We start from the raw sequence: 25,161 nt of genomic DNA on the forward strand, positions 1-25,161 counted from the left end.
GCAACACAGAGGAAAAACCCCAAATAGCAGCTTCACATATGGGAATACCATAATTTTAACTTTATCGGACCATCCTATGATAATCCGCAAGTTGCTGAGGCCCCTCCAACAGTATCCTTACAATTTGGAGCGTACCGTCATCTTTAGTGGCAATTTCCCATTTAATAAGGGCAATGGTCCCTTTTTGGATTTCTAGCCCGGTAATGCTCCGAGGATGAACGCAGCTGCCGTCATTAAAAAATGGAATTTCCCCTGGCTGTGGAAATCGTGGCCTATGGGTATGTCCTGCCACTGTGAGAATTTGATTATTTGCCAAAATCCACTTCTTTATGCGTTTTTCTATCCTAATAAGCTCCTTATAATTTCTGGCAGGACTGGTGGGGTCTGCAATACCCCACACCTGTAAGGGCTTCCATAGCACTCTGACCAGGAATCTGGCCCAACGCCAAAAGGTATAGTTCCACCAATCGGCCTGGTGTCCGTGTGTCAATAGCACTTCCTGTCCGCTATCACTGTGTTTTAGGATTATGGCCTCGTGATAGGTAATATCCTCAAATAATTCCTTATCACAATCATCAATAGGCTCAAAATAAGAGGATAGATATTTCTTGACATAATTTGGATCCTTATAAACCATATCGTGGTTCCCCCAAATCATATGCAGCCTTTTTTCCAAATGAAACTCCTTAAGAAGTTTATAGACATTTTTATGCGCCGCAAAAATTGAATCGAAGCCTATATTCTCCCAGAGTTCGTCCCCGTCTCCCAATTCACAGTAATCGTAACCCTCATTAAAGTAGTACCTCAAGGCATGAAAATATATATTGCGGTTATTGGCAAATTCGTCAGCAAAACTATTATCGCCCCTGTGGCAATCGCTGAATAGAACAATTTTTGAGCTATCGTCAAAGGGAAGAATTTTGGCTTGGGAATAGGCTCTGGATAATCTACTAAAAGAAGACATGACTTTTTTGAGCTAAAAGGTACTATTTTTTGCAGCATGCTCCCCTAACAACCATTTCCTTAATGGGGTTTTATAAAAAATCATCCCTTCCAATCCTAGCCAGACAGCCCGCCTATTGTTAATTAAAAGATAAAACTATCCATATACTTTTGTAATTTTACTGCCAAAACGCAGACTAAGGATTAGATGAAGGAACAACTGGATAACATATTGCCCCTTACCTATCATATTAGCTTTAACAAATTGTTAAGCCACTATGATGCCATGGCCCATGGTAAGGATGATTTTTTAGCCAGTAAGGCCAAGCATATTCTAAAGGCCCAAGCTCCGTATCCAGAGTTAAGAGAAGGGTTCACAGACCCTGCCCTATTGGATAAATACCAAGAGGTTATCCATATCATATTGCAAGATTTATTTTCGGCTGTATTGACCCAAAATGAAATTAAGACCGCTGCATTGCCCTTTAGGGATATAATCTTTAATGCCAGTGAACGTTTTGAACACATATTGAAGGCCGCAGGCCCCAATTTTAAACCATCAATCAACAACAAGGAAGAAGAGGTTACCTACATTATGGCCGCTGTGGTGATCCTAAATTTCTATTACGGTTTTAACCTAGACTTCAAAAGGCCGCTCTTTTATGACATCCCCGATGCAAATGGGGTAATTAGACATTACCGTATATTGTACAATGCCGATTTTATAGAAATTGTTCCAAACGGTACTCCCCCGGAAATAACACAGGAAGATGTTAATGAACTATTGGAAAATATAGACGACTTGGAAATCTGGAAGCAGAAGATCCCTCCCAATAGTTTTATCAGCAAAGGCTTTGTAATCTCCAATATGTTTGATGTAACGGCCGAACATGCCATTTCGGAAATAAAATCGAACTTGATTATCAATGACAAGAGCAAAGGGAGCAATTTTATCAAAGGGGTGGAAAACACCTTTAGATCATTGTTTGGCCTTGCCAATATGCAAATTGGGTTTTCTATTTTTAATCCAGATGAAAATCGGTTTGAAAAGGTACCTGCTTCGGGTATACGTAGCTTTATTTTACAGAATAAGAATTATGAGACCTGTTATGAAGCCCTGTGTCAAGAATCGTACCGCAAGCTTATAGATCAAAATAGCTATTTTGTTATATCGGATGTAGACAAACACTATCAATTGTCCGAAGGGATGCCGCCGTACAAAGGCCTACAAGATCAAAATTTCAAAAGTGCACTGTTTGCCCCAATAGCCAAAAAAGGGCAGCTATTAGGCGTTTTGGAGCTGGTATCGGACCAGGCCAATGACCTTAATAGCGTAAATGCCCAAAAATTGGACGATGTAATCCCGTATATTGTTTCAGCGGTGTTGCGCTCCTTGGAGGAAGAAGAAAATTTGATAGATGCCGTTATCCAGAATGAATGTACTTCTGTACACCCTTCGGTGTATTGGAAGTTTAAAGAGGAGGCCAAACGTTTTATCCTGAATGACCAGGAAGGCCTGCAGCCCTCCTTTAGGGAAATCGTCTTTAACGAGGTTTATCCGCTCTATGGACAAATAGACATTAAAGATTCTTCCCAAGCCAGAAATATGGCCATACAGCGCGATCTAATGATTCAACTTTCCGAGATTAACAATATACTTACAACAGCTTGGAAAAACAATAAATTGCCTATTTACGAAGAACTTATTTTTAGGGTAAACAACCATATAGAGGACATCAAGGAAGTTCTTCATACCAATAGCGAACAGGCTATTTTTGATTTTGTAAACGAAGAAATCAATCCCGTATTTGAGCATCTTAAAAAATCCTCAAAGTTGTACCGGGAATTACTACTGCAATATGAGTCCAAAATTGATATGGGAACGGGCTCCTATTATGACCACCGTAAAAATTATGACGAAAGTGTAACACTGATAAATGAGAAATTGGCATCGGTCATAGATAAGAGACAGGAGGAAGCCCAAGCCATGTATCCCCATTATTTTGAACGATATAAGACAGATGGTGTAGAGCATAATTTGTACATAGGAGATTCCATTACCGGAAAACGGGAATTTGACCGGCTATACCTTTACAATTTAAGGTTGTGGCAGCTTCAGGTAATGTGCGAAATGGAAAACAGGCACTACGCCCTAAAACCAAAACTACAGGTGCCACTGGATGTAGCTTCTTTGGTTTTGGTATATAATGGCTCCCTTTCTATCCGGTTTAGGATGGATGAAAAGAAGTTTGATGTAGATGGGACCTACAATGCCCGATATGAAATCATTAAAAAACGGATAGACAAGTCCTACATAAAAGGCACCAATGAGCGACTTACCCAACCCGGTAAGATATCCATAGTATATTCCCAAAAGAAGGATGAGTTGGAATACCTGCGCTACATCAAATTCCTAAAAGCGAAAGGGTACTTTCAGGACAAGGTAGAAATTGTAGAGCTAGAAGGGCTCCAAGGGATTTCTGGCCTAAAAGCTATTAGGGCGTCCGTCCTTTACAGAACGGAAAACAACAAGGACAAGACCTATTCCTACGAAGACCTTATGAACGAGCTTAAGGCCTAGGTTGGCAGCTCAATAATCTTTTCGGGGCCATAAAATTTTAAGGCTACAAAAAAGGAGATTACCGATAGTATCATCCCAATCATAAAAATGGTATAGGTCCACCGTAGCAATTTATATTTCCTATTGAGGACTAGGCCTAAAAAGTAAAGATCCTTGGTAAGCGAACTATAGACATAAGTCTGATCTTTTATCAATTCCTGGATGGCCCATTCATAATCCTGAAGCTTCATTTTATGGAAGTTGCCAAAAAACAGGAGATTTACTTTTTTCTGCTCCACATCTTTCTTTGTAAACTCGCCACTGGTTACATTAGGTCTTGTGGCCATAATAGACATGATCATGGATATTACGCTAAAGGTAACAAATATGGCTGCCGGTATAATTAAATAATCGTTACTGGGGTTGTCCAATTTTGGTATTAAATTGGCCAATACCAGTGAAATAATAATCGCATTTACAGAAAGAAGAATATTTGCCTTGGTATCTGCAATATCACTCAGCTTTAAATGGTTCCGCATGGTTACCCTAAACATGGTCTGTATCCCCCTTTCCGGACTTTCATTCTTTAATTTTACCTTGAGTTCTTCCTTTTTGGTGAGCTTTTTATATTTCTTCTTGGTCTTCACCAATTTTTTTAGATTTTTATCCTTGCCTTCCTGCCAGTTCTCCTTGGCGTAAGCTGTATAAAAACGGTGTTCTGTCCGAAACATTTTTATATTCTCGTTCCGCCATTCTTTTGGGGTATACTGTGCAATCCCCAACAAGGAAAGTTCTTCCCTTAACAGCTCCGAAGTTTCCATATAGCTATTGCTCCCCAGATGAGAAGAGTCGGCATCCTTTATTATTTCTTCGGAAAGGTTTTTGGGTTCATAGAACCGTTGGGTCGCCAATATAAGCTGCCCCACCTTATTTATCCTGGCTGTATCGTATTTTTGTTCCTTTAAAAATTGAGTTGCAATACGCTTACTTTTTACCTCATGATCTTCAACTCCTTCGGTATAACCCGTATCGTGCAGCCATGCAGCCAATTCAATTGTTTCATTTTCCTTTTCATCCAGATCAAGTGCCTCCAGTAATTCTTTCGTATTTTTAACGACTCTTTGGGTATGTCGAAGATTATGATATAAGAAATTCCCATCCAATTTGGTGGTCAGCAATTTGGTTACAAAATCTTCAGCAAGTTTAATTATGTCAGACATCCATATAATTTATAAAACCCAAATTACAAATTATATTTTCTAATTTTACCGTTATGAACAAAGTTTTTGCACCTATTGCTCTGTTATTTTTATTCTGGAATTGTGCCACATATCGTTCCAAATATGCAAATGACAAAGATGTAAGTGAAATACAGACCAACAAGGAAGTATCCCATACATTTTACTTAATAGGTGATGCCGGCCTTTCCCCCATGAAAGAAATGAACCCGGCCTTAAAAGCTTTTAAGACCACTTTGGCCAAAGCCCCTGAAAATAGTACGGCCATTTTTTTGGGAGATAATATTTATCCTGCGGGCTTACCAGACCCTAAGGACTCTACCACGGCTTATAGACTGGCGCAAAACCATTTGGATGCCCAATTAAAATCCTTGGCCCAGTACAAAGGAAAACCCATTTTCATACCCGGTAACCACGACTGGTACAACGAGGGTTTGGTTGGATTGAAACGCCAGCAGAAATACATTCAAAAAAAACTAAAAAGCAAGGAGGTCTTTTTCCCGGAAGATGGTTGTCCCCTTAAAAAAATAGATATAAATGAGCAGGTGGTGGTCATCGCCATAGATACGGAATGGTACTTGGTAAATTGGGACAAACACCCTACCATGAACGATGAATGTGAAATAAAGGACAGGGTGACATTTTTTGAGGAATTGGAGAGCCTAATCAAAAAAAATCGTGACAAAACTACCATTTTGGCCTTGCACCATCCCATGTTTACCTACGGATCCCATGGGGGGCAGTACTCCCTCAAATTACATTTAAACCCTAGGGGCACTAATTTCCCCTTTCCTGTGCTGGGTTCCTTTGTTAATCTATTGAGAAGAACAAGTGGGGCCTCTATCGAAGACATGCAGAATAAAAGGTATTTGGAGCTAAAAAACCGACTTGTAACCTTGGCACAGTATTCCGAAAAGGTAATATTAGCATCTGGCCACGAACATTCCCTACAATATATTGTGGAGAACAATACCCCACAGATAGTGAGTGGTGCCGGGGCTAAAAAAGGTGCTACCAGACTGCTAAACGGCTCTAAATTCTCCACTGGCAGAATGGGTTTTGTAATTTTGGAAGTCTACAAGGACGGCTCCTCGGTAGTAAAATATTATGGTCTGGACCGGAATAATGAAACAGAACACCTTTTCTCAACTGAGGTCTTGCCGCCCAATAGAAATCCCAATTACGTTTTTGAGGACAAAGATTTTCCCGAGGAGGTAAAGGCATCAGTGTACACCAAGAAAGAAATTGACAAAAGCAAATTTTTTAAAACTCTATGGGGAGAACGTTATAGAAAATATTACGGTATAGAAGTGACGGCCCCTACAGTACGCCTAGATACTCTATATGGAGGCTTAAAACCTGTCCGAAAAGGAGGGGGCAACCAGTCCAAATCACTGCGCTTATCAGATAATACGGATAAGGAATACGTAATGCGGGCGGTTAAAAAAAGTGCAGAAGTCTACCTACAGGCAATGGCATTCAAGGACAAGTATGTTCTTGGGGAGTTTAAGGATACCTACACGGAAGACTTTTTAATGGATTTTTATACCGGAGCCCTACCTTATGGGCTTCTTACCATAGGGACCCTTTCCGATGCCATAGACCTTTACCACACCAACCCTACTCTTTATTACATCCCCAAGCAATCTGCCTTGGAGGAATTTAACCAGGAATTTGGTGACGAACTTTATATGTTGGAAGAACATGTGGGCGATGGACATGGTGACCTAGCTTCTTTTGGTAATGCCAATAAAATTGAAAGCACTTGGGATATGCTGGACAAGCTAAGAAAGGACGAGAAATACACTTTGGATACCGACCAATATTTAAGGACCCGTTTGTTTGATATGGTACTCGGAGACTGGGACCGGCATGATGACCAATGGCGCTGGGGCGAGGTAAAAGATAAAAAAACCGGAAAAATTGTTTTCAAGGCCATTCCTAGGGATCGAGACCAGGTATATTCCATTTGGGGAGATGGCGCATTAATGGGCGTGGCAACCAGAATTGTCCCGGCCCTAAGAATGATGGAAGGGTTTACAGAGGATATAAGAAGTGTAGAAGGCTTTAACAAAAGTGCCTATGGCTTGGATATGGTCCTATTGTCCCAAACTACCAAGGACGAATGGGACGCACAGGTAAAAATTATACAAGAAAACCTAAGCCCAGCGGTTATTGATAAGGCATTTGCTGCAATGCCCGAGGAAATTATGGATGAAAAAATTATTAACCTAAAAAGTATTCTATTATCCCGGATCAAGAACCTGTCCAAAAATGCCGATGAATATTTTAACGAGCTCAATAAATTTGTAGTTGTAAAAGGCACCGATAAGGACGACTGGTTTGAAATTAATACTTTAAATGACAAAGAAATAGAAATTAAGGCCTACCGAAATATTGGGGGACAAAAGGAAAAACAATTCTTTCAGAAAAAATTCTCCAGTGATACTACCAAGGAAATTTGGGTCTATGGGCTGGATGATGACGACCTATTTAAGGTTTCTGGCAAGGGGAACAACAAAATTAAGGTAAGGTTGATAGGCGGACAAAATAACGATATTTACGATGTCTCCAAGGCCGGCAACACATGGATCTACGATTATAAATCCAAAAAAAACACCTTAAAAAATACCGATGGTGCCAAGATAAGGTTGGTCAATGATTATGAAACCAACACCTATCAGCCCTTAAAACTTAAGAACAGCACCAGACAATTATTGCCTACTGTAGGATACAATCCAGATGACGGGATGAAGATTGGTTTTGGCGCAACAAAAACCCATTACGGTTTTAGGCAAAATCCCTACACCACACAACACAGTTACAGTGCAGCCTATTATTTTGCTACCAGTGGTTTTGAATTGGGCTATAAAGGCGAATTTGCCCATATCTTCAACAAATGGAACCTTGAACTGTCCGCCCGTTTTACAAGTCCTAATTTTAGTGTCAACTTTTTTGGCATAGGTAATGAGACCGATAATTTTGACGATACCTTGGGGATGGACTACAACAGGGTAAGAACACAAAATTTTAACTTTTCCCCATCCCTGGTATGGAGGGGGCAATTGGGCGCCAAATTTAGAACAGGGCTAGCATACGAAAATCTGGAAGTGGAGGAAACTACCAATAGGTTTATAAACACCTTTTATCAGGCGAATGGAGAGGAAAGCAGAAACAGCTTTTTAGGAGTGGAAGCTGAATACTCATATGAGAATTTGGACAACGCCGCTTTTCCTACTATTGGCATGGGCACCAGCCTATTATTGGGGTATAAAACCAGCCTCAACAATAGCGGGCAGGGGTTTGGATATATTGTTCCCAGCCTATCTTTTGACCATAAATTGATACCAAGTGGCCGATTGGTCCTAGCCACCAAATGGAAAGCCCATTTTAATCTAGGGAACGATTACGAATTTTACCAATCAGCAAACATAGGGGGAATAGATGGCCTTAGAGGATTTAGAAACCAGCGATTTTCAGGCAAGACCAGTTATTATCAAAATACCGATCTACGCTACAGTATTATACAATTAAAAACAGGCCTATTGCCTGTTACGATAGGCCTCTATGGCGGCTTTGACTACGGCAGGGTTTGGAATCCCAATGAGGACTCGAACCAATGGCATAAGTCCTATGGTGGCGGATTCTTCCTTAACGGAGCTGATGTGCTAACTGCCAGGGTTGCTCTCTTTAACAGTGTGGAAGGCACTCGGTTTTCTTTCGGGCTGGGATTTGGTTTTTAAAGCACAAGTAGGTTTAGTCTACCAAACTATGCGTATATAGGTTTCTTCCGGATTTGTTGGATTCCTCATCGGATAGCAGCAGGGTATTATTGTCTGTAAAAGCAACGGATTCCAACTGGGAATAGACCCCAAGATCTATTATTTTAAGAGTGCTATTGGAAAAAAAATCATCCATCGTAAAGTTGGTAAAAACCCACAAAGTACCTCTGCCCAACAACACAATGGTTTTGCCGTCCGGAGAAATATCGGCCGAAGTTATCCGCCCCTCAACCTTGGATTTGGGTGGCACAAAAGAACCCACCAATTTGGCAGCGTGGTTTCCTTTTACCGCAGGGACCTTATATAAAAATGCTTCTCCTGTAAAAGGGTGTGTCCTATTTTTAGTGATGATATACAAATAGTTTTTAAAGTAAAAAAAAGCTTCGGCATCATAGAGCAATTTATCCTTTTTGGGAGGAAAATCTTTTTGTTCCGGATAATGGAATTCTATCTTTACCGCGTCAATCTTATCCCCGGCTTCCACATTGGGATCCGGAATTTTATAGATTACCAAATCCTTCCTATCATTGTTGTTATTTCCAAAATCACCAATAAAGACGTTCTGTTGCCCATCCATGGCCAAATCTTCCCAATCGTGGTTTTTTGCATTTTTTATCTTTAGCTCCTGCAAGAGTTCGCCTTCGTAATTTACTTTATAAATAATGTCTGGGTTGCCCTTATCGGTCACAAACCAAAGGGAAGAATCTTTGGTAGCAACCATACCCGAGTTTTCACTAAGCTTATGTGGCAACTTGGTTACATAGGTAAGTTGGCCGTAATTATTGGTGCAACTTATGACCGTGGCCAAAAGTGCCAAAGAATAAAATGTTTTCATATTATTGTTTTATCGGCATATATATTTCTGCGGTCCACTGCAGTTCATCCCCACCAAAATTGGGGTTGTTATAAAACACCTCCACTGGCGCTTCAAGCACCTCATACCCCGTTTTTTGGGCATGGCTCAATAAAGCGTACCAAGCCCGGTCAGAGGTAATGTAATTGCCATTGTAAACTGCTTTTAGGGATTTCTGCCCTTTAAATTCCTTGTATTTTATAAGTCCGTTTTGAGGTAGGCTATCACCTTTAATTATTGGAAAACAAAAATTAAAGGAAATACTGTCCTTACTTCTGTTCCAATTGGTAATTTCTAAAAATGGCCTACCGTTCAGCTCCACATTGTTATCTGCCAACATACCAGTTAAAATAGGATAATTGCGCATCATCCCCTTAGCTTTTAACAATTGGGTAGACTGTATTGGAATATAAGCGCAATAACTACTTGGTGGCTGTTGCAGGGAATCTTCCACCTGCACTTTAAAATCACTTATATGTTCTGTTATACTCCTATTAAAATCAAAGATGTTCCTTTTGGTCCGTTGCTCAAAATTATTGGAATAAAATGGCAACACCAGCTTGTTCTTAAAACTATTGGCTATATCTTTTATATAGACCTTGACTTTGGTGGTGGAATCATTTACAGGGGTAATTTTCCAATGATATTCATGAACCGAATCGTTAAACTGCCACTTTTGTTCTATATTAAAAAAGTCCTTGGACCGTAACAAGATATTATTCTTCTTGGCTTTGCTCCATGATTTAACACTTTGGTTAATGGTTCCCGCGGAGGCCCTATAGGTCATGGAAACCAAGTAATCATAGGGTTTTATAAACAGATACCAGAGAAGGAAAGCAAAGAGAAGGATACTTATTATGAAAGCAATCTTTTTTTTCAATATTTGCAATTTTCTGCAGTTATTTGAATAATTAAGGCCTTAAGAAATATCCTAGGGCCTGTCTATTATATTAATTGGAAGCTAGTTCAGCTTCTTCATGCATTCTTAATTTATCCACTACAAATTTACCTAGATTTCTTCCTTGCCCCACGCCCACTTCCACTGCGGCCCTATAGTGTATACCTCCGTACATTCTGCTGATTGCAGCTTCATCCGCAGCCTGATTAAAAGAGGTAAAACTTCTTATTGGCAGTCCAAAGGGCACTTCGGTATCATCATCAAAGGCAAAATTATCCCCAAAAATACTGGTCAAGGCCGTGGCAGCCGCACCGGATACTACGGAATGACCACTGGTATATTCCGGAAACGGAGGCGTTTGCAGAACGGGTTGCCAATTTTCATCAATATGTTGATTTATCAAGGTTTCCGGGCGTATAAGATTAGAGCGATATTTTTCGTCCCAACAACTAATAAAGGCATCCGCTATGGCCATGGAGGTCTTGGTGTAGGCAAATACCGTTCTATCAAAGTCTGCCTTTGTCATGTTACAGGCTATCTTGGTTATCCCTATCCAATGTGCTCCTGGGGTAATTTTTTTGGTAGCAAACATAAGATGACCACGGGTTACGGAAACATAGGGGTTGCAGTCCCAAAATTTTGCTATGGCAATTTCCTCGGAGGCATCGCCCTTTTCAGTAATTTCCTTACTGATGTCATATACTTCTTTTACTTCCTTATAAAAATCGGACCCTACCTCCATTGAGAAAGCCGGAGGTGGTGCCGGTACAAATTGATTTGCGGAATCAATTACAAATGGACGTATTTTGTTCCAATGTGGCTCTATACCATCCATGTATGCTGGCGGAGTAGGTTGCCAGCGGGAATTATCATCGGTATTAATAGTAAATTTGGGCATTGTCCTCGTCTGCTTATAATTGTCCTTATCTAACCAATCTGCTACATGATTGGCTACTTCAAGGCCGTATTCCTTAGAATTATGGAACAAACTACTGTTTTTACTTTCCCAATTGGCGTAAAGACTATCGCGGTGCATCTCCATTTTGTCCTCCGAAAATATAAGGCGTTTGCTCACTTCCATGTGTGCAATCAAGGCAGCCATTTGATAGTTGATAGGCTTGTCCCCTTTAGGTTTTGGGATGGGTGTTAAATCGGTAACCTGCCCTACCAGCGACTGGTATTCCTTATTGTTCAACGCTACTATTTCATAGGCAGCTACATTGGGATATGCAAATATTCTACTGGCAACAGGAGGTGAAAAAATATCGTGTATCATCACCTCGGTAACCTTATCAATAGCCTTATGCAACTCTTTGGCAGTTATTTCTACGGGCTCTTTCTTTGTCTGGCAAGATACCAACACCGTCATTAACACCAATAATCTTAAAAATACTTTCATTTTAATTAATTTATAATCCATTATTATAAGGCATTTGGCTTAATTAAAGTCCTTATCCATAAGATTACTTGCAAAGGACAGCTGTTTAGCCTTCATTTATTGTTCCAAGCCGTACACCTCCACCTCATCATCGTTATAAGTGACCATCAAAAACGGTTCTTTGCCCAAATATATCATATTGAGGCTTCTAACCGATTTATGTGCTAGGGCCAATCCTATTTTATTTGCCAAAATTACATCATTTTCATTTCTAATGAGTGCCCCTGAAAAAGAATCTAACCTACCATGGTAGGGTTTGACCCCAAAATAATTTCCAGCCGCCAATATTTCAGTTGTTCCATCCCTATCAAAATCGAATTCCAAGAATGCCCTAATAGGGGCAAGTTGCAATTCCCTATTAAAAGGAACAAAGGTATAGAGACCTCCATTATTCCTCAGAAACCCGGACTCAAGGGTATTTACCTCCAAAACAGTGCCACTTTTTAAGGCTTCGGCATCCATTACTTCACCAATGGGTTTCCCTGCAAAATCTTTATAACGCGTAAATTTCTTTCTTAAACCCACCATTTGGGCAGCCAACTCATCCAAACCTTCCAAGGGGTAATACTGCCCGTCCTTTTCTGTGGCCACTATGGTTTCTGTACTACCATTATGATCGAAATCCGAATAGTACATTTTCATGGGGTATTCCTCTGAGGCCTTAAATTTTGTATTGCTCCCCCAATTGCCCAATAAATAGTCTTTATCACCGTCCCCATCAATGTCAAATGGAATTATACACTCCCAAAGCCCATTATAACCAGCATCCAAAACACTGTCTTCAACGAGTTGGCCCTTTATATTTTTATAAAATCTGGGAGACATCCATTCCCCTACAACAATAAGGTCTATGGCACCATCACCGTCATAATCGCTCCAAACGGCATCGGTTACCATTCCTGCTTGGGACAGCTCTTGGTTTATAACCACAGAGAAAGTACCATTGTCGTTCCTTAACAGATAAGAATTGGGAATCTTCCCAAAATCGTTGGTGGTGGCATTGTTCCCTACAAACAGATCCAAATCCCCGTCATTGTCAAAATCACATTCACGGACAACCGCGGCATTTTCAAAGTAATTGGGCAATTCCTTCTTATTAAAACTACCTTCCTGTTGCAGATAATAGCTATCTGCCAGAGGGGGCATCTGGTCATAAAAGTCGCCTCCTCCATTGGCAACAAAAACATCATTGAAGCCATCATTATTTAGGTCGGCAATAAGCGCACTTACTTCCTCTTTTATAGAATCCATGGCAATATTGGGAAGTCGTTTTTCCACGTAAGCACTGTCTTTCTGGAAAAATATCCTTGAAGGATAGTATTTAGAACCTCCAAAAAATATATCCTCCCTCTTATCACCGTCCAGATCTCCTATAGCCACCGCCGGACCGCGATCTGAAATTTGATAGGGTATTAATTTTTGCCTATTGATATCCAAATAATTATCTTCTTTATGTCTAAAATTGATACCTAAATTATCCTCTTGCCTTCTAAATATTCTTTGTTCATTTTCTGTTAGGGTATTATAATCAAAAGGGTGGGTATTTTCTGGGGAAACCGTTATGGTTTGATTGGCTGCAACCTCCTTCAGAACCTGAAATGTCTTATTGGGCCAAACAATCTTGAGGGAATCAATTATTTGTCCATCCCCAAACCCAAAGTGCACCATAGGTTCCGAGGATGACTGGAAGCCACGAACGGTATACAGTTCCTTGTATTGCATTTTCCCATTACTATAGGCAAATACCTTGGTACCGATTCCCAGTTTATTGTTTGGGGAGTAGTTAAACCTTAGCTTCAAATAGCTGGCCTTACTATTGGTTTTATTGATATAAAAGGTTGCAGTACTATTTATATTATTGGTTATAAGGTCTAAATCACCGTCATTATCAAGATCCCCCACGGCAGTGGCACCTGAAATCAAGGTATCTTTTACCATCCAATTGCCAGACATGTCCCTAAACTCCAAATTGCCCCTCCCTCTAAATATATAGTTATGGGTTGCTCCAGAGGGCATAAGGTCTAGGGCTTGCTGATCTACAAGTTTGGTATTGTTCAGTTTGTTTCTAATCTTATCATCGGAGGCAAACTTGATAAAATCCAAATCGTTGGGCCTTTTGGGTATTCCGTTGGATATAAAAACATCTTGCTCTCCATCCTGGTCATAGTCTCCAAAAAGTGCACTCCAGCTCCAGTCCGTTGCAGCTATTCCACTCATTAGTGCCGTTTCTGCATAGGGGGTATTCTGTTTATTTACAAACAGCATATTCCTAGAATATTGATAGTGGTACCCAAAACGTTCTACCCTTAATTTTTGGGTCTGTGTATGGTCATCCCCTTCCGAGGATTTAAGTACCTTTTCGTCTTCTGGCAGCATATCCAAAGAGAGCAGATCGGGCCAACCATCACCATTAATGTCCGCAACATCATTTCCCATGGAAAACTTACTGATATGCCCAAAGAAACGGCGTAATTCTTCTGTAAAAGTACCATCTCCATTGTTTAGATAATAATAGTCGTCTTCATGAAAATCATTGCCCACATAGATATCCGGATATCCATCCTGGTTAAAATCGGCCACTGCAATGCCAAGTCCGTATCCATTGGCCCCACCATATATACCGGCCTCTTCACTAACATCAACAAAAAAACCACCATCATTGCGCAGCAATTTATCGCCAGATTGTTGGTCTCGCACATAGCGCACCTCTGCTTTACCGTATGATTGTTGGGTATGTACGGCGTGGTTAAGCAGATACATATCCAGGTCACCGTCCAAATCATAGTCTAAAAACGCGGCAGAACTACTATAGGTATCAAAATCGAGACCGTACTGTGCAGCACTCTCGGTAAACGTATTGTCCCCATTATTTATAAAGAGTTCGTTCTGCCCATAAAAACCATTTATTCCTACCACTGCGCAGACATATATATCCAAAAGACCATCACCATTAACATCTCCCATTACCGCTCCTGTGTTCCAGCTGCTTTCCCCAGATATCCCCGCCGTAGCGCTAATATCCTTAAATTTTAGGTTGCCTTCATTTAAATACAATCTATTTTTTACTTGATTCCCGGAAAGAAAAACGTCGGTCAGCCCATCGCCATTGATATCGCCAATAGCCACACCACCTCCGTTATAGAAATACAAATAGTCCAAGATGTTTAATTCATCCGTTTCGGTTAAGGTATTCTGAAAACTGACCCCAGTTTCATCAGAAGAGGGATTAACAAAAACCTGGCCTTCCCTATCGGCACAGCCCAAGAATAGAGCTATCAGCAAAACATATAAAGAGTACCTATTCATTCAGAGAAAATACTTTTGGTTTGTTGTTGTTAATAGCCGCAATAATAAATCGCTTGCCATTTTTATCCTTAATTTGTTCAATGTGTTTCACCTCATCTTTAATAAAGAAGCCACTCTCGTCATAGTTTTGCCATTCAAAGTCCAGGTTGTCCTTACCTAGTAATATATTTCCATAATTGGCATCTAAACGGGAATACTGAGGCTTAAACTCAAAATTATTACCTCCCATAATCAGATCCAAGTGACCGTCTTGGTCTATATCGGCACAGCTAATACCGCACACACAGGACATTTGCACCCTTCCCGGTAATTTTTTTATAGTGAATTTACCCCCTCCCTCATTGATGGCAATGACCGACTCCTGCATTACGGCTTCCTTTACAATGGATCTTTCAAAATTTTCACCTGTAAACAACTCTCCAATCGTTTTTTGGGCGTATTCAGACGCCTTTAAGTTTTGTTTTTTCAGGGCTACCATTTGGGTTGTCAATTCCTTTTTTTGATGAATGGGGTAATCTTTCCCATTAATATTTCGGGTTGTAATCTGCTCAATGGTCCCATTATTGTCAAAATCGTTCACCCACATTTTCATAGGATTTTCTTTGGAAGCAGAATAGGGGACATTGCTCCCCTGGTTACCCAAAATTAAATCATAATCCCCATCCTTGTCCAAGTCTTCGGCCTCCAATGTATTCCACCAACCCGTTAAACTGTCTAAAGAGGTATTTAATTTAGAGAGTCTTTTGCCAGTATTCCGAAAGACCATGGGGCTTCCCCAATCAGAGACCGTTATAAGGTCTTTTTTTCCATCTCCATCCACATCGGTCCATATGGCATCAGTTACCATACCTGCTTTTCTGGTATCATAGGCCAATCGTTCTGTTGCATCCACAAAAGTTCCATCTCCCTTATTTTCCAAAAAAAGATGATCTGGATCCAAGCCGTAATTCCCTACAACACTCCTAGATCCTATAAAGACGTCCACATCCCCATCCCCGTCAAAATCGTTGGGAGCAATGACCGAAATATTTTTAAAAGTACTGGGCAAAATTTCCGGTGATGCCTTAAACACCCCCTCACCATTATTGATATATAGCCTTGGGCGGTACATCTTTTCCTCGCCCACCTGATTGCCCGCATTGCCCACCATTAAATCCATATCCCCATCCATATCTACATCCAGAAAAGCCGCGGCTACATCCTCTAGACCGGAATCCTTTTCAAAAGCATCTTGTTGACTGCGGATTAGGTTTCCATTGCCCTTGTGGAGATACAGCACTCCAGCTTGTTGAGGCCCTCCTCCTATAAATACATCTTCGTTTCCATCCCCATTAACATCTGCTACTGCCATGGCCGGCCCTTCCTGTGATAGCATTTTGGATATTAAACCTTCATAATCAAAATCATTATAATTATTTTCTTTATGTGCAAGCAATTGGTTGTTGCTCAATTCCGTACTCAAGGAATTTTTAACCCCTTGTTGTACAGGACGGTACACCTCCTTGGCTTCCTTATTTTTTAGGACAAGAAATTGATTGGCCTTGATATTCTCAAATTTCTGGGTACGATCATCAGGCCAAAGGACCCGCATAGAATCTATAACCGTATTTTCACCTAGGCCAATGGTCATAACATACTCCACGGACGACTGAAACCCACGTGACGGTATTAATTCCTGCACCAGGATTTGGTCTTCAATATAAAGTCGTATACTGGCACCAATAGCAAATGTATTACTGCCACTACCTTCAAATTTTAGTTTAAGGTAATTATGATCCCTCATTTTCTCACTGTGGTTTTCGTATACAAATGATTCGGTATTCACGTTGTTCACCACAATATCCAGATCGCCATCGTTATCCAGGTCGCCGTAGGCTGCGCCATTGGACATACTGGGCAATCCCAATCCCCAATTACTGGTTTCATTGGTAAAAGTAATATCCCCATTATTTCTATATGCATAATTGGGTTGGGGCTTAATAGGCATTTTGGCAATGATGGAGTCTATGGATTCCTTTTCTCCGGTAAGTGCCATTTTTTGGATAATTTCGTTGGCAAAGAAATCTACAAAATCCAAGTCGGTTAAATCGTGATTTATACCATTGGTAATAAAGATATCCCGTAAGCCATCATTATCCATATCGAACAAAAGTCCGGCCCAACTCCAATCGGTCTTAGCCACCCCACTGTAGTAGGCTACTTCCGAAAATGAATTGTTGCCATTGTTTAATTGCAGGGTATTCTGTATATATTGTTGATAGAAATCCTTACTCTGTTTTAGTTTAAACACATTATACCCCTCAAACTCCATAACCGATTTCACCCTTTGATCCCCTTCAGGGAGCATATCGGTTATAAAAATATCCGCATGACCGTCATTATTAATATCGGCCATGTCTATTCCCATGGCAGACAAACTTAAATGCGAGGTCCAACTTTCTATTTCTTCGGCAAAGGTGCCATCCCTTTGATTAATGTATAGGTAATCCCTTTCATAAAAGTCGTTGGAGACGTAGATATCAGAATAGCCATCTCCATTTAGATCACTTACCATAACCCCTAAACCAAAACCTATCAAGCTACCGTAGATCCCGGCCTCTTCACTCACATCCACAAACTTTCCATCGTCATTTCGAAGCAACATATCGCCTACGCCCTTGAAAATATCGGGCACCCCTTCCCAATCCTGCGCCCTTACTTCGCGTTGTTCCGCGTACCCAAGACTACTCACAGGAACGTTGCTGTTGTTAAGAATATACGCATCCAAATCCCCGTCCTTGTCATAGTCGAAAAATGAGGCATGGGTAGAAAAACCAGTCTTTGCCAGATTATATTCTGCTGCCATTTCAGTAAAAGTAAGATCTCCATTATTTATATAGAGGTCGTTATCATGGTTGTTCCCTTCCATATTTCCTGCATTGCTAACATAGAGATCCAAATAACCATCCCCATTGATATCAACCATGGTTACTCCTGTAGACCATGGCTTGTTACCTCCAACAGCCGCAGTTTCGGTAATATCCTCAAATGTAAGTCCTCCTTTGTTTAAGTATAGTTTATTGGAAACCATGTTCCCGGTAAGATAAATATCCGGCAGACCATCATTATTAATATCACCAATGGCAACTCCACCACCATTATAAAAATTCCGATACTTAAAGATGTTGAAATTCTTCTGGTTCACCACCTTATTTACAAAATGGACACCGGTTTTCTCCGGTTCAAGTAAGGTGAACAAGGTTTCTTTGTCCTTGACAACCACCTCTTTTCCTTCTTTGGCGGTACATGAACCTAACAAAACCATAGCCATTAAAAAAAGGCATAAGCCCAAATTTTGTTTCCCCATATATAATTATAATTTTTTTGTATAAGCAGCTAGCAAAACCCGCACACAAACTACCTAACAAACAACCACTTACAAGCCCGTTATAAAATTAAAACTCTACAGCTTACAATAGCCCTCCCACAGCTGAAAAGCCAAGAACAATGGCTCTTAGCTTACTACAAGCAATATAATTAAAGTTAAAGAAAAAATGAGCGCTAGCCATGTTAATAATTGTTCCGATAACCAACATTAAATGGCATATAGATAATTTTTTTGATCACATTTTGTGATAAATCAAGTTTGCTTGCCCAATATTATAAATAATCCAATATATTTAGCCCCTACAACCAAAAAATAGTACATATACAATGCTTGGAATTCTATCTTTCATAGGTTTTACCTCATTAGTTGGTTTAATAGCCTATTTAGCTACTCGAAAAACAGATGAAAGCTCATCCGATGGGTATTTCTTGGGTGGCAGAAGTCTAACTGCCGGGGTAATCGCTGGCTCATTGCTGCTGACCAACCTTTCTACCGAACAAATAGTTGGCCTTAATGGCAGTGCCTATACCGATGGACTCTCGGTAATGGCATGGGAGACTTTAGCTGCCATTGCCATGGTAGTGACTGCCGTATTTTTATTGCCTAGGTATTTAAAAGGGGGGCTAACCACTATTCCCCAATTTTTAGCAAAAAGGTTTGATGTTACCACCAAGACCATAACCTCTGGACTGTTCCTAACAGGCTATGTGGTAGTACTTCTACCTGTTATCCTATATTCTGGATCGGTAGCCATAAGTGGGATGTTCAATGTACCGGAACTATTAAACGTTTCAGATTCCACAGCCTTGGTGCTTTGTATTTGGGGGATTGGAATAATAGGATCTATTTATGCCGTTTTTGGCGGGTTAAAGGCTGTAGCCGTTTCGGACAGTATCAATGCTGTTGGACTAATTATTGGAGGGATACTAATCCCCATATTTGGTTTAATGGCCATTGGGGACGGAAATGTACTTAATGGCATAGATACCTTAATAAGCACAAACCCAGAAAGATTTGACTCAACTGGCGAACCTGGGCAGGAAGTTCCGTTTTCTACCATTTTCACAGGAATGATGCTGGTTCAGCTTTTTTATTGGGGAACCAACCAACAAATAATCCAAAGGGCCTTAGGGGCCAAAAATTTGGCAGAGGGTCAAAAAGGTTTGTTACTAGCTTCTTTTTTAAAAATTTTAGGGCCATTAATCCTAGTACTCCCAGGAATGATAGCCTACCACTATTTTGAAGGCGGCTTATCTTCCAGTGATTTGGCCTACCCGGAATTGGTAAGGGCCGTATTGCCCAAGCCCTTGGTAGGTTTTTTCGCCGCAGTCCTTTTTGGGGCCATATTGAGTTCATTTAACAGTGTCCTAAACAGCTCGGTAACCTTGTTTGGAATAGATATCTACAAGCAGCATATTAATAAAGAGGCCCCTGAAAAAACAGTGGTAAAATACGGTAAGATATTTGGGATATGTTTGGCCTTGGCTGCCATGTTCATTGCTCCATTAATTGCCAATGCCGGTAGTTTGTTTAATTATTTACAGGAAATAAACGGGATATACAGCATTCCTATTTTCACCATTATAGTCGTAGGATACCTAACCAAAAGGGTTCCCGCCATAGCTGCCAAAATAGGTATTTTTTCTGGCTCCCTATTATACATTATTAGTCAGTTTATACTTAAGGGACAACTTGTGGACAATGCCTTGGAAAAGGCCAAAGCCTCGGGGATAACAGACCCTGCCGCCCTTAAACTGGTGGAAGCCGATGCTTACCCTCACTACTTACATATTATGGCAATTTTATTCCTGGCCAATGCGGCAATAATGTTACTTATTGGTAAGTTTTACCCCAGAAAAGAAGCCTTTGAGCTACAGTATACCGAACAGGTTTCCATTGAACCCTACAAATATGTAAACCAAGTAGGATTGGCCATCTGCGCCGTTGTAATATGTATTTATGTGTATTTTGCTAAATAAATGCGGTATTCAAAATATAGAAAAAGCCAGTGAAAACTAATTCACTGGCTTTTCTTTTTCTTCAGAACAGTTCCCATTTACTGGGACTATTATACTACCGCGTTAGTATCCTGGATTCTGTACCAAATTTGGATTGGACAGCAAAGCTGTTTCAGGTATGGGAAAAAGATTTAAGTTAGGATCTCCACTTATCTCCTTCAAATTCCATGGCTCGGTAAATTTATCAAAACGTACCATATCGTTCCTTCTCCAAAACTCAATATACAATTCCCTACCTCTTTCTGCCAATAGCTCATCCTCTGACACGCTTGCTAATTCTGGGGTATTTTCCCTTGAACGTCTTAACTCATTTACCATTTCTGTTGGATCACCACCCATCCGCATCATAGCTTCTGCCTTCATAAGATGTGCATCCGAATACCTAAACATAATCTGATGCTTTCTAAAAGAATTAATTTCACCCCCATCATTTGGATGGTACTTAAGAATTCTGATACCGTCAGCTTCTCCGTTTCCTACCAAGGAAGTCAGTTCTTTTTTCAATATTAAATCGCCTCCCTGTCTATTTTTCAATTTTGTACCATCTTCGTTATACTGCTGACCGATCAAAAAGCCGTATCCAAGGCCCAAATTAATATTATTGGCATTGGAGGCATCCGGAACCCAGCCTCTTCGTTCTTCCTGGCCATCCCCTACATAATTGGTATTGGGATCACCTTCAAAAGAGTCATAGAATTCGGCCAAGGTAGAAAACCCGTTCCAGCCACCACCGGTGTTGTCAGGGGAGTTCATATTGTAATGCATACTATTCCAAATCCTCGCTCCTATATCGCTATTTAAGTAGAAAATGGTCTCGTTATCATCTGAGGATTCGAATATTTGAAAATACCCCTCTTCTATTCCAAAACCCAAATCCGCTATGTCATCAACAGCGTCTATAACTTTTTGCATATTAGCGTTATCAACAGCACCTCCATTATAGATATGGGAATTTAGGTATATTTTGGCTAAAAGAAAATTTGCCGCTGCCTTAGTGGCGGTACCTGTATTAGCTGTCCCTGGGCTACCATCGGACAAACCGGACAAGGCATCCAGTAAATCGGACTCTACAAAATTAAAAGCCTCACTTCTGGTCAACACCCTAGGATTCACTTCTGGTCCTTCATCTACCTCCCTAAAGGGTACAGAACCAAAAAAGTCCATCAGAAAAAACATATTAAATGCTCTAAGAAATTTGGCTTCTGCCAGTACTGAGGCCGCTGGATTACTTTCTATAATCTCCGAAGCCCTAAATACATTCTGATTTAGGTTGTTCCAGGCATTTTTAATGAATAAATGCGCAGGGGTCCAAGTATGGGTGTGCAACTGTCTCCATATCCCATTATCGCCCCAGTCAGTTCCTCGAGTTGGTATCAACAGCTCATCTGTAGTAACCTCGGACATGGCGTACATGGTTTCTTGAGTTGCAAAATCGCCACCCACTTTATTATAAAGGTCACTAAGAGAAGATGCAGGGTTAGCCACTGGTGTAAAACCACCATCGACTGCTGTACTTATGATCGAATCCGTTTCTTCTATCTCCAGATTGGTACAGGAAACCAGACCTACCAATACAAATAGGGAGCCAAAAACGGGTTTCATATATTTTTGTATGTTCATAATGCTCTAATTAAAATGTTACGTTAAATCCTAAAGTGTATGTTCTTGGCCTTGGAAAGGCACTATAGTCGATTCCCGCTATAGGCAAACCATTTAATAGGGCGGCACTTGCCGGAGCCACACTAACCTCGGGATCTAGACCGGAATAATCTGTAATAACAAAAAGATTCTGACCGGTAAGACTAAGCCTCATAGACTTAAACAAGCCTTCCTTTAAAGGAACATCATAAGAAATTGATGCAGTTTGCAATCTTACAAAATCTCCTTTTTCCAAGAATCTGGTAGAAACCGATGCTTCGGCAAATCTACCTTCCTGTCCTGCCAATTCCACCACATTTTGTGTTACATTATTACCACTACCAATGGCACCTCCAGTAAAAAAGGCATTGGCGGTATTATTGTAGATATAGTTGCCAAATTGCCCATTGAAATAAAGGGAGGCCGACCAGTTCTTATAATTGGCCGAGGTTGAAAAACCTCCAGTGACATCTGGCAGGGCACTTTTTCCAACAAATTGTTGATTATCCACCCCTCCTTCGTGCACGGGATTACCATTTTCATCAAACCCTACAAACTCCCTTAAATAGAAAGAAAATAAAGGTTGTCCAGATGCCAGACGTTGCGCAAAGGCATTACTAAGTCCAGCTCCGCGAATGGTTCCTGCAGCTATTTCCCCGTCAAAATCTTGGATTTCATTTTTATTATAGGAAACATTAAAACCGGCAGTCCAACTATAATCATCTCCCTGCAATATATCGTAATTAAGAGAAAATTCCGCTCCTTGGTTCAACACCAAGGCATCCAAATTCTGAAAAAAGGTAGGTTGCGGGGAAGGCTGTGCAGCCTCAATATTAAGCAGTAAATCCCTCGTTTCCTTTCGATACACATCTACCGACCCACTAAAACGATCATTTGCAAACCCAAAATCCAGTCCTACATTATATTGGGTAGTTTCCTCCCACTTTAAATCAGGGTTGGCAAATTCTACAGTAGAAATACCAGGCACATTAACGTCTCCACCATCACTGATATTTGGATCTCCATTGGTGGTAGTGGAATATCGTTCCCTTCTAACGAATCTACCATATCCCAAACCGTCCTGATTACCGGTAATACCGTAGCTCAATCTAAGTTTTAAGGTAGACATGGCATCTCCTATAAAGTCTTCTTCACTTATTTTCCATGCAAAAGCTGCCGAGGGGAATATACCATACCGATTATTCTCACCAAAACGGGAAGAACCATCGGCCCTGACCGTAGCAGTAAACAAGTACTTACTGGCTATACTATAATTGGCACGGGCAAAGAAAGACTGAAGCTCATCGGTATTATCAAAGGTATCGGCAAAAATAGATTGCACTGGCAAGCTAACAGCACCAAGGCGGTCTGACACCGGCTCTGGAAACAACCGATTTACAAAAAGATCGGCATCACCTCCCGAGGCATAGCCATATTGCTGATAGGAGCCTGTTATCATGGACTCTATCTTATTGCCCGCAGCGGTCAAGTCCTCTGCCATATCGTTCAGATTGGCTGTAGAATAGCCCCATCCTTCCACATTTCTCCCTCTGGAGTTAAAATCTTGGTAAGAAAATCCACCCAAGGCCTCCAAAACCGAATTATCAAATTCCTTTTTATAATTTAATGTAAACTCCAGCAACCTGTTCTCCAGGGTAAGGTCATTTATTGTACCCCTACCATTACCACCGGCACCACGCCCCACATTAAAGGACCTGCTACCCAAAGAAGCCTCCCTGGTGGATTCGGATTTATCGTAACCAACGGTCAACTTAGCAGTAAGGTCCTCCACAATATCATATGAGGCCGAAAAATTAATCAAAAATCGATCAGTATACGTTAAACTTTGCCAGTTCTCCAACAAGTTCAAGGGGTTGATCCTATCACCTGGGTTAAAGGTACTGTTGGCGGGCCAGGTAGGATTGGCAGAATAAGCCGCTCCTAACATATCCCCTGTAGATCCGGCGCTACCACTTAATGGTGGAGCCTCATCATTTACCCTGGAAAGGGTACTCTGCAGATCTAATCTTAGTTTATCGTTCAACAACCTTTGGGCAAGGTTTAGCCTTCCTGTAATACGTTCCTGCGAAGATTTTGGGACAATCCCAAATTGATTGCCATAATTAAAGGTTGCTCTAACGTTACCAGATCCATAGTTCTGGGAATAGGCCAAGTTGTTATTGGTAGAAGAAGAGTTTCTGGTGACCAAGGACTGCCAGTCCGTATCATTGCCCAAATCTGTTGCAGTTCCTCCAAAGGCCTGTACCGCAGACAAAAACTCACTTCTATTCAACAAATCAAATTCGTTGGCCGGGGAGGAAAAACTTAAATCGGAAGAAAACTCCCAAGTACCCCCTTGGGCTCCTCCTTTACCACTTTTGGTGGTAATAATAACAACCCCATTAGCCCCTCTAGAACCATAAATAGCAGTTGAGGAAGCGTCTTTAAGGATACTCATACTCTCAATATCATTGGGATTCAAAAAACTCAAAGGGTTTCTCGCTGAACTAGACCCTACCCCAATATCGGTTCCTTCGGAAGAACTACTTCCCGATGGCAACGGAACACCATCAACCACAAATAGGGGGTCGTTATTGGACCTTACCGATGAAGTTCCCCTAATTCTAATAGCCACGCCTGATCCTGGTTCCCCACTTCCCTGGGAAATTTGAACCCCGGCCGACTTACCTTGTATTAATTGTTCCGGGGAGGAAATAACCCCTCCATTAAAATCTTCGGAGGTTACTGCCGAGACAGAACCGGTAGCATCCTTTACCGTAGTAGTACCATAACCAATAATAACCACTTCGGCCAAAGTCTCTGCATCTTCCTCCATGGTAATATTGATTGTAGTTTGATTTCCCACAACCACCTCTTGGGTCTTATAGCCAATATAACTAAAAACCAAAGTGGCATTGGGACCTACATCACTTATCGTGTAATTACCGTCAAAATCTGTTTGCGCTCCTGTGGTGGTTCCTTTCACCACAACGCTGGCTCCCGGTAAGGGACCTGTAGCATCAGATACCGTACCTGACACCTCTTGCGCCGTTACCATTCCAAAACACAATAATGTTCCGAACAGAAATAGGCTTTTGAGTAAATTAATCTTCATAAACAG

The 25,161-nt window shown here is 40.9% G+C and carries 12 protein-coding genes; 3 read left to right on the forward strand and 9 right to left on the reverse strand.

Going from position 1 to position 25,161, the window contains the following annotated elements; all coding sequences use genetic code 11:
- Positions 1 to 61 precede the first annotated feature (61 nt).
- On the reverse strand, positions 62 to 964 hold the full coding sequence (locus EHW67_RS04380; RefSeq protein ID WP_126161140.1) for a metallophosphoesterase: 903 nt from the start codon (positions 962 to 964) through the stop codon (positions 62 to 64).
- 186 nt (positions 965 to 1,150) lie between these two features.
- Here EHW67_RS04380 and EHW67_RS04385 point away from each other — a divergent pair, with 186 nt between their 5' ends.
- The gene (locus EHW67_RS04385) at positions 1,151 to 3,523 is read left to right on the forward strand and encodes a GAF domain-containing protein (protein ID WP_126161141.1); all 2,373 of its coding nucleotides are present in this window, start codon (positions 1,151 to 1,153) and stop codon (positions 3,521 to 3,523) included.
- Here the strand turns inward: EHW67_RS04385 and EHW67_RS04390 are convergent.
- Positions 3,520 to 4,722, reverse strand: coding sequence for a Pycsar system effector family protein (locus EHW67_RS04390; protein ID WP_126161142.1), 1,203 nt, complete (start codon positions 4,720 to 4,722; stop codon positions 3,520 to 3,522). The genes EHW67_RS04385 and EHW67_RS04390 overlap by 4 nt on opposite strands.
- Before the next feature lie 53 nt (positions 4,723 to 4,775).
- Here EHW67_RS04390 and EHW67_RS04395 point away from each other — a divergent pair, with 53 nt between their 5' ends.
- Complete coding sequence (locus EHW67_RS04395; protein ID WP_126161143.1) at positions 4,776 to 8,483, forward strand: metallophosphoesterase; 3,708 nt, start codon at positions 4,776 to 4,778, stop codon at positions 8,481 to 8,483.
- Between the two features lie 13 nt (positions 8,484 to 8,496).
- Here EHW67_RS04395 and EHW67_RS04400 read toward each other — a convergent pair whose 3' ends face one another.
- From EHW67_RS04400 to EHW67_RS04420, 5 genes are all read right to left on the reverse strand, one after another.
- Positions 8,497 to 9,357 carry a hypothetical protein gene (locus tag EHW67_RS04400; RefSeq protein ID WP_126161144.1) on the reverse strand — a complete coding sequence of 287 codons (861 nt, stop codon included), beginning with the start codon at positions 9,355 to 9,357 and terminating at the stop codon, positions 8,497 to 8,499.
- 1 nt (position 9,358) lies between these two features.
- The gene (locus EHW67_RS04405; RefSeq protein WP_238389844.1) at positions 9,359 to 10,255 is read right to left on the reverse strand and encodes an AraC family transcriptional regulator; all 897 of its coding nucleotides are present in this window, start codon (positions 10,253 to 10,255) and stop codon (positions 9,359 to 9,361) included.
- 70 nt (positions 10,256 to 10,325) lie between these two features.
- Positions 10,326 to 11,672, reverse strand: a complete 1,347-nt coding sequence (locus tag EHW67_RS04410; protein ID WP_126161146.1) for a vanadium-dependent haloperoxidase — start codon at positions 11,670 to 11,672, stop codon at positions 10,326 to 10,328.
- A 96-nt stretch (positions 11,673 to 11,768) separates the two neighbouring features.
- A complete protein-coding gene (locus tag EHW67_RS04415) occupies positions 11,769 to 15,017 on the reverse strand; it encodes a VCBS repeat-containing protein (RefSeq protein ID WP_126161147.1) in 3,249 nt (1,082 codons plus the stop codon).
- The gene (locus EHW67_RS04420; RefSeq protein WP_126161148.1) at positions 15,010 to 18,363 is read right to left on the reverse strand and encodes a VCBS repeat-containing protein; all 3,354 of its coding nucleotides are present in this window, start codon (positions 18,361 to 18,363) and stop codon (positions 15,010 to 15,012) included. Before EHW67_RS04420 ends, EHW67_RS04415 begins: the two co-directional genes overlap by 8 nt.
- A gap of 347 nt (positions 18,364 to 18,710) precedes the next feature.
- Here EHW67_RS04420 and EHW67_RS04425 point away from each other — a divergent pair, with 347 nt between their 5' ends.
- Positions 18,711 to 20,363, forward strand: coding sequence for a solute:sodium symporter family transporter (locus tag EHW67_RS04425; RefSeq protein ID WP_126161149.1), 1,653 nt, complete (start codon positions 18,711 to 18,713; stop codon positions 20,361 to 20,363).
- A gap of 102 nt (positions 20,364 to 20,465) precedes the next feature.
- Here the strand turns inward: EHW67_RS04425 and EHW67_RS04430 are convergent, their stop codons facing one another.
- Positions 20,466 to 22,022, reverse strand: coding sequence for a RagB/SusD family nutrient uptake outer membrane protein (locus EHW67_RS04430; RefSeq protein WP_126161150.1), 1,557 nt, complete (start codon positions 22,020 to 22,022; stop codon positions 20,466 to 20,468).
- 10 nt (positions 22,023 to 22,032) lie between these two features.
- On the reverse strand, positions 22,033 to 25,155 hold the full coding sequence (locus EHW67_RS04435) for a SusC/RagA family TonB-linked outer membrane protein (protein WP_126161151.1): 3,123 nt from the start codon (positions 25,153 to 25,155) through the stop codon (positions 22,033 to 22,035).
- Positions 25,156 to 25,161 lie beyond the last annotated feature (6 nt).

The sequence above is a fragment of the Arenibacter aquaticus genome (assembly GCF_003957295.1).
Taxonomy (GTDB): domain Bacteria; phylum Bacteroidota; class Bacteroidia; order Flavobacteriales; family Flavobacteriaceae; genus Arenibacter; species Arenibacter aquaticus.

What these genes read in the sequence shown, in the direction of transcription:
- EHW67_RS04425 (WP_126161149.1), top strand. Translation starts at nt 18,711, where the DNA reads ATGCTTGGAATTCTATCTTTCATAGGTTTTACCTCATTAGTTGGTTTA.
- EHW67_RS04415 (WP_126161147.1), bottom strand. Translation starts at nt 15,017, where the DNA reads ATGAATAGGTACTCTTTATATGTTTTGCTGATAGCTCTATTCTTGGGC.
- EHW67_RS04390 (WP_126161142.1), bottom strand. Translation starts at nt 4,722, where the DNA reads ATGTCTGACATAATTAAACTTGCTGAAGATTTTGTAACCAAATTGCTG.
- EHW67_RS04400 (WP_126161144.1), bottom strand. Translation starts at nt 9,357, where the DNA reads ATGAAAACATTTTATTCTTTGGCACTTTTGGCCACGGTCATAAGTTGC.
- EHW67_RS04385 (WP_126161141.1), top strand. Translation starts at nt 1,151, where the DNA reads ATGAAGGAACAACTGGATAACATATTGCCCCTTACCTATCATATTAGC.
- EHW67_RS04420 (WP_126161148.1), bottom strand. Translation starts at nt 18,363, where the DNA reads ATGGGGAAACAAAATTTGGGCTTATGCCTTTTTTTAATGGCTATGGTT.
- EHW67_RS04435 (WP_126161151.1), bottom strand. Translation starts at nt 25,155, where the DNA reads ATGAAGATTAATTTACTCAAAAGCCTATTTCTGTTCGGAACATTATTG.
- EHW67_RS04395 (WP_126161143.1), top strand. Translation starts at nt 4,776, where the DNA reads ATGAACAAAGTTTTTGCACCTATTGCTCTGTTATTTTTATTCTGGAAT.
- EHW67_RS04430 (WP_126161150.1), bottom strand. Translation starts at nt 22,022, where the DNA reads ATGAACATACAAAAATATATGAAACCCGTTTTTGGCTCCCTATTTGTA.
- EHW67_RS04410 (WP_126161146.1), bottom strand. Translation starts at nt 11,672, where the DNA reads ATGAAAGTATTTTTAAGATTATTGGTGTTAATGACGGTGTTGGTATCT.
- EHW67_RS04380 (WP_126161140.1), bottom strand. Translation starts at nt 964, where the DNA reads ATGTCTTCTTTTAGTAGATTATCCAGAGCCTATTCCCAAGCCAAAATT.